This is a genomic window from Aeromicrobium sp. S22, assembly GCF_009661045.1.
Lineage (GTDB): Bacteria > Actinomycetota > Actinomycetes > Propionibacteriales > Nocardioidaceae > Aeromicrobium > Aeromicrobium yanjiei.
This window is the reverse complement of the sequence record NZ_WJWV01000003.1, coordinates 241,804-253,685: the sequence shown is the minus strand read 5'-3', so window position 1 is coordinate 253,685 and position 11,882 is coordinate 241,804. Positions and strand designations below refer to the sequence as shown.

The following is an 11,882-nucleotide window of genomic DNA, read 5'->3' as shown; positions in this document are numbered from 1 at the left end:
ACCTCCGTGGGAGCTGGGTCCGCCGAGCATGCCAGCACCCCGACCCCGCCGCCACCCGGCGGCGGTCAGGACTGGAGGTACGCGATGACGGCCCTGACCCGGCGGTTGGCGCTGGTGGTGCTAGATGAGGCCCTTCTCGGTGAGCCACTGCTTGGCCAGCACGTCCGGGGCGGTCTTGTCGGCGCCCTGGTTCTTGCTGTTGAGCTCGAGCAGGTCCTCGGTCGTGAGCACCGCGGAGATGTCGTCGAGCACGTCCTCGACCTTGTCGCTGGCCTTCTTCTCGTTGATCAGCGGGATGACGTTCTGTGCGGCGATCAGGTTCTCGGGGTCCTCCAGGGTCACCAGCTTGTTGGCCAGGATCGACGGCGTCGTGGAGTAGATGTCGGCGACCTGGATGTCGTCGTCCAGCAGCGACTTCAGCGTCTTGGGGCCACCCCCGTCGCTGATCGGGACGAACTCGATGTCGGTGAGACCGTAGACCGACTCGAGCCCCGGGATGCCGTACTTGCGCTCCTTGAACTCCGGGTTCGCGCCCAGCTTGAAGCTGCCGACGGTCTTCAGGTCACCGATGCTCTTGAGGTTGTTCTCGGCCGCGTACTGGGCGGTGACGTTGAGCGAGTCCTTGTCCTCGGCGGGGGCCGGGTCCAGCACCTCCAGGGTCTTGGGCAGGACGTCCTCGAGAGCGTCGTCGACCTGCTCGGGCGACGTCGCGGTGGCGTCCTTGTCGAAGTAGGCCAGCAGGTTGCCGGTGTACTCGGGGAGCAGGTCGATCTCGCCCTTCTCCAGCGCCGGGATGTAGACCTCGCGGGCGCCGATGTTGAGCTTCTTCTCGACCTTGACGCCCTTGGCCTCCAGGGCCTGGGCGTAGATCTCGGCGATGATCTCGTTCTCGGGGAAGGCCGCCGAGCCGACCGTGATCGTGTCGCCTGCCGACTTCTTGGAGTCGTCGGACGTGGGGTCGCCGCCGCAGGCGGACAGCGTGAGGCCGAGCGCGGCGGCCGCGAGTCCCGCGGTGAGCTTGGTGATGGACATGGTTCTCCTTGGGGTGGGGTCAGGCTGCGATGCGGACGGTGGCAGGACGGTTGCGAAGTGCCAACCGCTGGAGCAGGACGAAGATTCCGTCGAGGGCGAGCGCGAGCGCGATCACCACGATCGAGCCCGCGACGACCTGGGGGTAGTCGTTGAGCGCGAGGCCGTCGATCAGGTAGCGGCCCAGGCCGCCGGGACCGGGGATGTACGCCGCGACAGTGGCCGTGGCGACGACCTGCAGGGTCGCCGACCGCAGGCCACCGACGATGATCGGCAACGCCAACGGGATCTCGGCCCGGGTCAGGATCTGCAGCTCGGTCATGCCCATCGCTCTGGCGGCGTCGATGGTCTGGCGGTCGACCGACTCCAGGCCCGCGTAGGCGCCGGCCAGCAGCGGCGGGATCGCCAGCAGCACGAGCGTGAAGATCGCGGCCTTGATGCCGATGCCGGTGAACAGCGACGCGTACGTCAGCACCCCGAGCGTCGGCAGCGCCCGCAGCGCCCCCGAGCTCACGACGGCCACGCCGCGCAGCCGTCCGGTGTGGCCGATCCACAGGCCGATCGGGACCGCGATGGCCGCGGCGATCGCCACGGTCAGGCAGGTGTAACCCAGGTGCTGCACCAACCGGTGCGGCACGCCGTCGTCGCCCGACCAGTGCGCCGGGTCGGCCAACCAGTCGATCGTGTCGGCGACGACGCTCATGCGTGCCCACCTCGCAGGTGCTGCACCAGGGCCATCGGCGAGACCGAGGTGCGGGCGCGGGTGCGCGCGCCCCGGTTCCACGGCAGCAGGACGCGTCCGGCCAGCACGATCAGCGCATCGAGCAGGAGCGCGATCGCGACGATCCCCACCACACCGGTCAGGATCTCGGCCTGGTTGTCGGTGCGGTAACCCTCCGTGAAGAGCGAGCCGAGGTTGTCGACGCCGATCAGTGCCCCCACGCTGACGAGGCTGACGGTGCTGACCGCCACGACCCGCAGCCCGGCCACCAGGACCGGTCCGGCCAGCGGCAGCTCCACCAGGAAGGCCCGACCGGCAGGGGCGAAACCCGTCGCCGTCGCGGCATCGAGGACCGCGGGCGAGACGGACTCGAAGGCGTCCGTGGCCGATCGCACCATGATCGCCACGGCGTAGACCGTCAGAGCGACGACGACGTTCAGCGGTGACAGGAAGCCCGTTCCGATGATGCCGGGCAGGATCAGGAAGAACGCCAGCGACGGGATCGTGTAGAGCACCCCCGCGGCAGCCAGCAGGACGCCTCTGAGGCGCGGGCTCCGGTTGCCGAACCAGCCGATGGGAAGAGCGATCGCGAAGCCGATCACGATCGGCACCACGCTGAGCCACAGGTGGCTCAGCATCAGGTCGCCGATCCGGTCGGTGTTGTTGCGGACCCAGTCCATCAGTCGAGCACCCCGGCGGGCCGGCCGGCGCCGTCGACGACGATGCTGACGCCGTCGCGTTCCTCGACGTGCAGCCGGCGGTGTCCCTTGTCCAGCCCGACGAAGCTGCGGACGAAGTCGTCGGCCGGGGCCGCGACGATGTCGGCCGGCGAACCCGCCTGCGCGACCGCGCCCCCCTTCTTGAGGATCACGACCTGGTCACCCAGCAGGAACGCCTCGTCGATGTCGTGGGTGACGAACACGATCGTCTTGTCGAGCTCGCGCTGCAGACGCAGCAGCTCGGTCTGCAGCTCCTCACGGACGATCGGGTCGACGGCACCGAACGGCTCGTCCATCAAGAGGATGTTGGGATCGGTGACCAGGGCACGGGCGACACCGACGCGCTGCTGCTGGCCGCCGGACAGCTGGGCGGGATACTTCGTGGCCAGCGACGTGTCGAGCCCGACCGTCTCCATCACGGCGTAGGAACGTTCGCGGGCCTCGCGACGGCTCACGCCGTTGAGGCGGAGCACGGTCGCGACGTTGTCGATGACCTTGCGGTGCGGCAGCAGACCCGCTTCCTGCATGACGTACCCGATGCCGCGGCGCAGCTCGACCTTGTTGCGGGTCGCGATGTCGACGTCGTCGATCAGCACCTGCCCGCGGCTCGGATCGACCATGCGGTTGACCATCCGCAGCAGGGTCGTCTTGCCGCAGCCGGACGAGCCGACCAGTGCGGTCGTGGTCCTCGACGGCAGCACCAGGCTGAAGTCGCCCACGGCCTCGGTCCCGTCGGCGAACGTCTTGGCGACGTTGCGGTACTCGATCATGCGGTCCTCCGCGCTCGACGAGGGCACGCCGGGACAATGGGTTGGGGCAAGGAACGGTGGATGTGCAAGGAACGGGGTGCAGCCAGTCTGGCGTGATCACCCTCGAGCGGCAATCACAAGCTGCGAGACGATCACGGCGTCGCGGCGCCGTTGCCGACCCGGCACTCCACCGTGGTCGGCCCCGGCACCACGGGCAGTCCGGCTGCACGCCACGCGTGGATGCCTCCGGCGATGTCGCTGGCGGACAGGCCCAGCGACACCAGGGCGGACGCCGCGAGCGACGAGGTGTAGCCCTCGGTGCACACGACGATCCACTCCTGCCCCTTCGTCGCCACGGCCAGGCTCGCGCCCGACGCAGGATGAAGGCGCCACTCCAGATGATTGCGCTCGACGATGACAGAACCGGGAATCTCCCCGTCCGTCTCGCGCTGCCATGCCGGCCGGATGTCCACGATGAGTGCTCCGGCGGCGACCCGTGCCACCGCCTGGTGAGGGTCCAGCCGGGTCAGATCAGCCCGCGCCGCGGCCAGGAGCTCGTCGACCGACCCGAACCGTGGCGTCATGACGCGGCTCGCAGGCCGGACGGCGGCGCCTCGGGGTCGTCGGTCCAGGCGGAGGCGAGGCGGGTGAGCCCGCCGCCGTCCACGTCGTAGTAGTTCATGAGCGCGAGTGGGGGCGAGTACGCGTGCACGCTCACGGCGGTCTGCTGCCGGACGTTGCGCACGTCGTGCACGTAGCGCCCGCCGAAGACGACCGAGTCGCCGGCCCGGCGAGCGGCCTCTGTCAGCACCTGCGCCCCGGGCGTCCACACGGTCTCGCTGAGCTCCCCGCTGACGACCGTGAACGCGCCGGAGGAGCCACCGTGGTCGTGGAGCTGGGTGCCTTGGTCCTCGGTCCAGCTGATCAGCCACACGTCCACGCGGTCGTCGCATCGCAGTCGCACGTGCCAGCGGTCATCGGCGTCCGCGCGGACCTCGTGGAGCCCGGCGCGGACATCGTCGGCGACGGTCTGGGTCAGGGCAGCGAGGTCGGCGAGCGACAGGGGCGCGACGGTGGTGCGACGAGCGGTCATGCCCGCCATCGAAGCGCGCCGGGCGCCGCACGATGCCGTCGTTCACACCCTGGACATCTGCCCCGCGACCACCGAAGATGCTGTACGCCGTGTGATCACCGTCACGGACTCCGTGCAACGAGAGGACCCCGTCCATGAAGTGGATGCTGCTCGGCATCGTCGTGCTGGCCGTCGGAGGCGCCCTGTGGGTGCGCGCGGCCCGTCAAGGTCCTGGCGATGCTCAGCGGCCGCACCGTCTCGACGACTCGATGACGACGCGTGCGACCGGCGAGCCGCCCGCCCCCGACGACCCGAATGCCGCGGGACCGCAGGGCGCGGACGCCGGCGGGACAGATCACACCTGACCCGTTTTGTTCCTCGCGGGGGGCGTGCGTTACAGTTGCGTTCGCGGTTAACCGCACAACACATGGCCCCGTGGCGCAGTTGGTTAGCGCGCCGCCCTGTCACGGCGGAGGTCGCCGGTTCGAGTCCGGTCGGGGTCGCCATGTGAGAAGTGAGAAAGCCCACGACTCCCCTCGGGGAGCGTGGGATTTTTCTTTCCCCCAGAGTGGTTGAATGTTCTATGACTTCTTTTGACCCCACACTCCCCTTCTCCGTGCCCGACGAGACGCTGGACCTGCTGTTCCGCGAGGCCCGCTCCGTCAACACCTTCAGTGACGAGCCGGTGAAGATCGATCAGGTCCGCGAGGTCTTCGAGCTGGTCAAGTACGGCCCGACCATGATGAACATCCAGCCGATGCGTCTGCTCCTGGTCGAGCAGGGCGCCGGCCGTGAGCGCCTGCTGCCGCTGATGGCCGAGGGCAACCGCGCCAAGACCGCGAGCGCCCCCGTCGTGGCGGTCGTCGCCGCCGACGTCGACTTCCACACCTCGATGGCCGCCCACTTCCCGCACAACCCGACCGCCGGCGACATGTTCGCAGGCGATGCGACGAGCCGCGCCGACATCGCTCGCTACAACACGGCCCTGCAGACCGGCTACTTCGTCGTCGGGATCCGCGCCGCGGGCCTCCATGCGGGCCCGATGGGCGGCTTCGACGCCGCCGCCATCGACGCCGAGTTCTTCTCCGGCACCTCGTGGCGCACGCAGCTCGTCATCAACATCGGTCACCCGGGCGAGACCCCCTGGTTCGACCGCCTGCCGCGCATCTCGGCCGACGACGCGGTCATGACGGCCTGATCCCGCTCTGCCACGCGACCCCCGCGGGGTCGCGTGGCACGCTGGACGTATGACCGATCTCACCTCCCGCGTCCACGACGTCCTCCCCTCGGTGCTCGACGATCTCGAGACCTTGGTGCGCATCCCCTCGATCTGGGCGCAGCCCGAGCACCACGACGACGTGCGTCGCTCCGCCACCGAGGTCGAACGGCTGCTGCGGGAGGCCGGGTTCGCCCGGACGCAGATCGTCGAGGCCGGCGGCGCCCCCGCCGTCATCGCGCACCACCCGGCCCCGCCCGGCGCCCCCACGGTGCTGCTGTACGCGCACCACGACGTCCAGCCGACGGGTGACCCCGCCCTGTGGACGTCCCCTCCGTTCGAGCCCACGAGGCGCGGTGACCGGCTCCACGCCCGAGGCGCGGCCGACGACAAGGCCGGTCTGGCCGCGCACCTCGCTGCGTTCCGCGCACATGACGGCAACCCGCCGGTCGGCGTCACCGTCTTCGTCGAGGGCGAGGAGGAGTCCGGGTCACCGAGTCTCGTGGCCCTGCTCGAGCAGCACCGCGACGAGCTGACCGCCGACGCGATCGTCATCGCTGACTCGGCCAACTGGGCCGTGGGCGTCCCGGCGCTGACGGTGACGCTGCGCGGGCTGGCCGACTGTGTCGTGACCGTCGAGACCCTGGGTCATGCGGTGCACTCGGGCATCTGGGGCGGCGTCGTCCCGGACGCGCTGACCACGATGTGCCGGCTGCTCGCGACGCTGCACGACGACGCGGGCTCCGTCGCGGTCGAGGGCCTGCACCACGGCACCGCCGCCGACGTCGAGTATCCGGAGGACCGCTTCCGCGAGGAGTCGTCCGTCCTGCCCGGCGTCGAGCAGATCGGCCGCGGCTCGATCGTGCAGCGACTGTGGGCCGAGCCGGCCGTGAGCGTCGTGGGCCTCGACGCCACCCCGGTCGCGACTGCGTCCAACACGCTGGCGCCGAGCGCCCGCGCGATGATCAGCATGCGGGTCGCGCCCGGCGGCGACGCCACCGCGCACCTCGACGCTCTCGAGGCGCACCTGCTGCGCCATGCCCCGTTCGGCGCCCGCGTCACGGTCGAGCGCGGGGAGGTCGGCGAGCCGTTCACGGTCGATGCCGACGGCCCCGCCTACGACGCCGCCCGGTCGGCGTTCCGCGACGCGTGGGACGGCACCGAGCCGATCGACATGGGCATGGGCGGCTCGATCCCGTTCATCGCCGAGTTCGCCCGGATCTTCCCCGACGCGGCGGTCCTCGTCACGGGCGTCGAGGATCCGGACACCCGCGCCCACGGGATCGACGAGGGTCTACATCTCGGTGAGTTCACGCGCGTGTGCGTCGCTGAGGCGCTTCTGCTGGAGCGGTTGGCGGACAGGGGTCGTTGAGCCCGGACCACGTGCGATAAGGTGGTCGTCGCTCGTTCGCGAGCGGTGGCCAGGTAGCTCAGTTGGTACGAGCATCCGCCTGAAAAGCGGAGGGTCGCCGGTTCGACCCCGGCCCTGGCCACAGCAGAAAGACGAAGAGCCCCGCGAATCTCGCGGGGCTCTTCCTCTTTCTCCCCCCGCCGCGTCCAGCCCTGCGGGCGGACCGAGGATGAGGGTTTCCGGCAGCTCCAGCGACCGACAACCCTCATCCTCCGTCCGGCGCCCGCCCAGCGGGGACGCGCGATGAGGGTTTCGGGCAGCAGGGACGACCACAAACCCTCATCCTCCGTCCAGCGCCCGCCCAGCGGGGACCCACGATGAGGGTTTCCGGCAGCACCAGCAACCACAAACCCTCATCCTCCGTCCGGCGCCCGCCCGGCGGGGACGCGCGATGAGGGTTTCGGGCAGCAGGGACGACCACAAACCCTCATCATCGGTCCGCTGTGCAGGCCCGGGCGGTCGTAGGGTGACGGCATGGACCTGGGGCTCAGCGATCGCACGTACATCCTCACCGGCGCCTCCGGAGGGCTGGGCCGCGCGACGGCGGAGCAGCTCGTCGCGGAGGGCGCGAACGTCGTGATCTCCGGGCGCACCAAGGAGTCCGTCGACCGGGCGGTCGCCGCACTCGGCCCCCGCGCTGTCGGCGTCGCCGTCGACAATGCAGACGCCACGGCCCCCGCCCAGCTCGTGGCCGCCGCCGACAGCGCGTTCGGCCGGCTCGACGGCGCACTCATCAGTGTCGGCGGCCCGCCGGCCGGGCCGATCCTCGACCGCACCGAGGAGGAGTGGCGCTCCTCCTTCGAGTCGGTCTTCCTCGGGGCTCTCCGGCTCGCCACGACGATCGCCGAGGAGCTCGGCGACGGGGGCTCGATCGCCTTCGTCCTGTCGACGTCGGTCAAGTCGCCGATCCCGGGTCTTGGCATCTCCAACGCCCTGCGCCCCGGCCTGGCCATGGCCGCCAAGAATCTCGCCGACGAGCTGGGGCCGCGGGGCATCCGGGTGAACGCCCTGCTGCCGGGCCGGCTCTCCACGGATCGGGTGCGTACGCTCGACGCCGCGACCGGCGACGCCGACGCGGCCCGCACCGCGAACGAGCGGACGATCCCGCTGCGCCGTTACGGGCGGCCCGAGGAGTTCGGCCGCGCGGCCGCGTTCCTCCTCTCCCCCGCCGCGAGCTTCCTCACCGGTGTGATGCTGCCCGTCGACGGCGGCCTGACCCGCAGCCTCTGACGGCCCCCGGGCCTACACTGCGCACGTGGCCAGACCCAATGCCGGCACGAAGGGCGTCCCCCGCCTCGATCGGGAGACGCAGATCCTGTCGATCGCGTCCGAGCAGTTCGCCACGTACGGATTCGCGGGCACGTCGGTCGGCACCGTCGCCGACCTCGCGGGCATCTCCAAGCCGCTGATCTACAACTACTTCGGGTCCAAGGAAGGGCTCTACGAGGCCTGCCTCGTCCGCGGCGGCACGTTGGTCGCCGACGAGATCGAGCGGATCGCCCGTGGCGAGGCCGTGGGCATCCAGCGGGGCATCGACACCCTCGCCGGGATGTTCACGCTCCTGGAGGGCCAGCGGCACCTCTGGCGCCTGTTCTTCGACAGCACGGCCCCGACCGAGGGCCCGATCGCCGCGTCGATCGCGGTCTACACCGATCGCATCGGCGCGCTGGCCGAGGAGGGCGTCGCCGAGCTCATGACCCTGGTCGGCAACGACGACGAGCTCGACGTCTCGGCGATGACGTCGGTCTGGCTCGGCATCGTGGACTCGCTGATGAACTGGTGGGTCGAGCACCCTGAGCAGACGGCCGACGAGATGAGGCAGCGCTGCGTACGACTGCTGACCGCGCTGCTGGACGGCGGCGGTCGGTGATCCCGCTGCGGAGCCGCCGCCTCGACAGCCGCACGGTCGTGCTGACCGGAGCGTCCAGCGGCATCGGCGCCGAGGCCGCCCGCAAGCTCTCAGCCCTCGGCGCGACCGTGTGCCTGGTGGCTCGCCGCGAGGACGAGCTCGCGTCGGTCGCTGCCGACATCCGTCGCGCAGGCGGGGACGCGTGCACGTACGCGGTGGACCTCACCGACGCCGCGCAGGCCGACGCCCTCGTGGCCCAGCTTCTGGCCGAGCACCCGAGGATCGACGTGCTGGTCAACAACGCCGCCCGCTCGATCCGGCGCCCGATCACCGAGTCGGTGGACCGGGTGCACGACTACCAGCGGACCATGGCCATCAACTACCTGGCGGCCGTACGCCTGACGCTGGGGCTCGTCCCGCGTTTCCTGGAGCAGGGCCACGGCCACGTGGTCATCTCGTCGAGCCTGTCGACGCAGCTGCCGATCCCGCTGTTCTCGGCCTACCTGGCCAGCAAGGCTGCGCTCGAGTCGTTCACCCGCTCCCTGTCCGCCGAGCTGGGCGGACAGGGCATCTCCACGACCACGGTCCACTTCCCCATGGTGCGCACCGAGATGTCCGGCGGCACCCAGATCTACCAGGCCATGCCGATGCTCAGCGCGGACAAGGCCGCCGACTGGCTCGTCAGGGCCGTGGTCGACCGTCCGACGCGGGTCACGAGCCTGCAGGGCGCAGTCTCAGAGATCGCGATGGCCGCCGTCCCCGGCGTGCTGACCGCGGGGATGCGTCCGCTCTTTCGCCAGATGGACGCGATGCTCGACCGCAAGGTGAGACGTAGCCGACAATAGTTGGTGCACCAATCATTGGTACGCTCAAGACATGACGATCCGTGATCCGCTCGCCCTCGAGGAGCAGGTGTGCTTCGCCCTCGCCGTGGCCTCCCGCGAGGTCGTCGCGTCGTACCGCAGCGTGCTGGAGCCGCTCGGCCTCACCCACCCGCAGTACCTCGTGATGCTGGCCCTGTGGCAGCACGACGAGATCTCGGTGAAGGGGCTCAGCGAGCTGCTCCATCTCGACCCCGGCACGCTGTCCCCGCTGCTCAAGCGCCTGGAGGCCGCCGGACTCGTCAGCCGGTCCCGGTCGACCAGCGACGAGCGGACACTGGCCATCCGCGTCACGGACGAGGGCCGCGCGCTGCGCCACCGGGCGCTCGAGGTCCCGACCACGATGCTGACCCGTCTCGGCATGTCCGCGGACGACCTCACCACCACCAACGCCGTCCTCCACCGCATCATCGATGCCGCCCACGGAAGCGTGACCGCATGACCCCTCGCACCAGGACCCGCACCAGCACCACCCGCAGCACCGCCGAGCAGCTCGTCGCCCTCCGCCGGGTGCAGCGGCGGGTCGCGGCCATCGCCTTCTTCGCGGTCGCGATCCACGGCGTGCTGGGCGTCATCGTCGTCGCACACGTCGTCCAGGGCCAGGGCCGGAGCGCCGACGCGATCCTGCTGCTGGCGATGTCGGCCGTGTTCGCGCTGGTGACCTACGTGGTCGTGCGGATCATCCTCGGGGCCAAGCTGATGTCCCCGTGGATCCCGCTGGCCTTCCTACCGACCGTGGTGGGCCTGTTCTGGGTGCTGTGAGGCATCTGCCGCAATCGCTGCCGTGCGTACGGCCGAGGCGACGCGCTGGTGCACGTCCGGGTGGAAGACGCTCGGGACGACGTAGTTCGCGTTGAGCTCGTCGGGCGACACCGAGTCGGCCACGGCGTCGGCAGCGGCGATCAGCACGTCCATGCTGATGCCGTGCGACTGGGCGTCGAGCAGTCCACGGAAGATGCCGGGGAACGCCAGCACGTTGTTGATCTGGTTGGGGTAGTCCGAGCGGCCGGTGGCCACGACCGCTGCGTGCCGGCGCGCCACGGCCGGGTCGATCTCCGGATCGGGATTGGCCAGGGCGAACACGATGGAGTCCGGCGCCATCGCCTCGACGTCCTCGGCGGTGATCAGGTTGGGCGCGCTGACGCCGATGAACACGTCCGCACCCGGCAGCGCCTCGCGCAGCGTGCCCGTACGCCCCGCGTCGTTGGTGTTCGCGGCGATCCAGGCCAGCGAGGGGTCCATGCCCTCGCGGCCGCTGTGGACCACGCCCTGGACGTCGCACACGGTCACGTCGACCGCCCCGGCGTGGAGCAGGACCTTGAGGACCGCGGTGCCCGCCGCCCCGGCACCCACCAGGACGATGCGCGCCTTCGCGAGGTCCTTGCCGACCACCGCCAGCGAGTTGCGCAGCGCCGCGAGGACCACCACGGCGGTGCCGTGCTGGTCGTCGTGGAACACGGGGATGTCGAGGCGCTCGCGCAGCCGGGCCTCGATCTCGAAGCAGCGGGGGGCCGAGATGTCCTCGAGGTTGATGCCCGCGAAGCCCGGCGAGATCGCGGCGACGGTCTCCACGATCTGATCGACGTCCTGCGTGTCCAGGACGATCGGCCACGCGTCGATGTCCGCGAAGCTCTTGAACAGCGCGGCCTTGCCCTCCATCACCGGCAGTGCCGCGTGCGGGCCGATGTTGCCCAGGCCGAGCACCGCTGACCCGTCGGAGACGACCGCGACGCTGTTGCGCTTGACGGTCAGCCGCCGCGCGTCCTCCTTGTCCGCGACGATCGCCTGGCAGATCCGCGCGACCCCGGGCGTGTAGATCATCGAGAGGTCGTCACGGTTGCGCAGCGGGTGCTTCGTCGCGGTCTCGATCACGCCGCCGAGGTGCATGAGGAAGGTGCGGTCCGACACCTTGAGGACGTCGACGTCCTCGAGCTCGCGCAGGCTGTCCACGACGCGTGCCGAGTGCTCGGTGTCGGAGGCGGCGCACGTGAGGTCGATGCGCAACGCGTCCGCGCCGGACGCCGCGACGTCCAGGGCGGTGACGATTCCGCCGGCCCGCTCCACGGTGGTCGTGAGGTCGCTGATCGCCGAGCCGCCCGACGGCACCTCGAGCCGGATCGTGATCGAGTACGAGATGCTGGGCGCGGGGATCGTCTTCACCTGCCCAGCATAAATGCGAAGGAAGCCTCACGTTTTGTCGGGGACGAACCCCTGCAGGACCCCGGGGCGCCGGTA

15 protein-coding genes and 2 tRNA genes are annotated in these 11,882 nt (G+C 70.5%); 10 read left to right on the top strand and 7 right to left on the bottom strand.

All coding sequences use genetic code 11. The features are described from left to right. Positions 1 to 120 precede the first annotated feature (120 nt). The 6 genes from GEV27_RS14200 to GEV27_RS14175 form a co-directional block, all read right to left on the bottom strand. Complete coding sequence (locus GEV27_RS14200) at positions 121 to 1,032, bottom strand: ABC transporter substrate-binding protein (RefSeq protein ID WP_153651536.1); 912 nt, start codon at positions 1,030 to 1,032, stop codon at positions 121 to 123. Between the two features lie 19 nt (positions 1,033 to 1,051). Further along, positions 1,052 to 1,732, bottom strand: a complete 681-nt coding sequence (locus GEV27_RS14195; protein ID WP_153909528.1) for an ABC transporter permease — start codon at positions 1,730 to 1,732, stop codon at positions 1,052 to 1,054. Continuing rightward, a complete protein-coding gene (locus GEV27_RS14190) occupies positions 1,729 to 2,430 on the bottom strand; it encodes an ABC transporter permease (protein WP_153909529.1) in 702 nt (233 codons plus the stop codon). The genes GEV27_RS14195 and GEV27_RS14190 overlap by 4 nt, the downstream gene beginning before the upstream one ends. Continuing rightward, positions 2,430 to 3,239: an ABC transporter ATP-binding protein gene (locus tag GEV27_RS14185; protein WP_153910916.1), complete on the bottom strand. Its 810-nt coding sequence runs from the start codon at positions 3,237 to 3,239 to the stop codon at positions 2,430 to 2,432. The genes GEV27_RS14190 and GEV27_RS14185 overlap by 1 nt, the downstream gene beginning before the upstream one ends. A gap of 131 nt (positions 3,240 to 3,370) precedes the next feature. Continuing rightward, positions 3,371 to 3,802, bottom strand: coding sequence for a rhodanese-like domain-containing protein (locus GEV27_RS14180; protein WP_153934888.1), 432 nt, complete (start codon positions 3,800 to 3,802; stop codon positions 3,371 to 3,373). Beyond that, the gene (locus tag GEV27_RS14175; protein WP_228765271.1) at positions 3,799 to 4,311 is read right to left on the bottom strand and encodes a cysteine dioxygenase family protein; all 513 of its coding nucleotides are present in this window, start codon (positions 4,309 to 4,311) and stop codon (positions 3,799 to 3,801) included. The genes GEV27_RS14180 and GEV27_RS14175 overlap by 4 nt, the downstream gene beginning before the upstream one ends. Positions 4,312 to 4,445: 134 nt before the next feature. Here GEV27_RS14175 and GEV27_RS14170 point away from each other — a divergent pair, with 134 nt between their 5' ends. The 10 genes from GEV27_RS14170 (at position 4,446) to GEV27_RS14125 (ending at position 10,409) form a co-directional block, all read left to right on the top strand. Then, positions 4,446 to 4,655: a hypothetical protein gene (locus tag GEV27_RS14170; protein WP_153934886.1), complete on the top strand. Its 210-nt coding sequence runs from the start codon at positions 4,446 to 4,448 to the stop codon at positions 4,653 to 4,655. A gap of 64 nt (positions 4,656 to 4,719) precedes the next feature. Beyond that, positions 4,720 to 4,796, top strand: a tRNA-Asp gene (locus GEV27_RS14165). A 110-nt stretch (positions 4,797 to 4,906) separates the two neighbouring features. After that, positions 4,907 to 5,488 (top strand): malonic semialdehyde reductase, encoded by a 582-nt coding sequence (locus GEV27_RS14160; protein WP_309222271.1) that lies wholly within the window; start codon positions 4,907 to 4,909, stop codon positions 5,486 to 5,488. Between the two features lie 49 nt (positions 5,489 to 5,537). Further along, complete coding sequence (locus tag GEV27_RS14155) at positions 5,538 to 6,878, top strand: dipeptidase (RefSeq protein ID WP_153934884.1); 1,341 nt, start codon at positions 5,538 to 5,540, stop codon at positions 6,876 to 6,878. Positions 6,879 to 6,925: 47 nt separating this feature from the next. Next, positions 6,926 to 6,999: transfer RNA gene (locus GEV27_RS14150), tRNA-Phe, on the top strand. 392 nt (positions 7,000 to 7,391) lie between these two features. Next, on the top strand, positions 7,392 to 8,147 hold the full coding sequence (locus GEV27_RS14145; protein WP_153651528.1) for an SDR family oxidoreductase: 756 nt from the start codon (positions 7,392 to 7,394) through the stop codon (positions 8,145 to 8,147). 25 nt (positions 8,148 to 8,172) lie between these two features. Continuing rightward, on the top strand, positions 8,173 to 8,787 hold the full coding sequence (locus GEV27_RS14140; RefSeq protein ID WP_309222270.1) for a TetR/AcrR family transcriptional regulator: 615 nt from the start codon (positions 8,173 to 8,175) through the stop codon (positions 8,785 to 8,787). After that, positions 8,784 to 9,611, top strand: coding sequence for an SDR family NAD(P)-dependent oxidoreductase (locus tag GEV27_RS14135; protein ID WP_309222269.1), 828 nt, complete (start codon positions 8,784 to 8,786; stop codon positions 9,609 to 9,611). Before GEV27_RS14140 ends, GEV27_RS14135 begins: the two co-directional genes overlap by 4 nt. A gap of 31 nt (positions 9,612 to 9,642) precedes the next feature. Then, on the top strand, positions 9,643 to 10,089 hold the full coding sequence (locus GEV27_RS14130) for a MarR family winged helix-turn-helix transcriptional regulator (protein WP_153934883.1): 447 nt from the start codon (positions 9,643 to 9,645) through the stop codon (positions 10,087 to 10,089). Further along, positions 10,086 to 10,409: a hypothetical protein gene (locus tag GEV27_RS14125; RefSeq protein WP_153651525.1), complete on the top strand. Its 324-nt coding sequence runs from the start codon at positions 10,086 to 10,088 to the stop codon at positions 10,407 to 10,409. The genes GEV27_RS14130 and GEV27_RS14125 overlap by 4 nt, the downstream gene beginning before the upstream one ends. On the opposite strand, the gene GEV27_RS14120 is transcribed toward GEV27_RS14125, so the two are convergent. Next, the gene (locus GEV27_RS14120) at positions 10,374 to 11,798 is read right to left on the bottom strand and encodes an NAD-dependent malic enzyme (RefSeq protein WP_153654917.1); all 1,425 of its coding nucleotides are present in this window, start codon (positions 11,796 to 11,798) and stop codon (positions 10,374 to 10,376) included. The genes GEV27_RS14125 and GEV27_RS14120 overlap by 36 nt on opposite strands. Positions 11,799 to 11,882 lie beyond the last annotated feature (84 nt).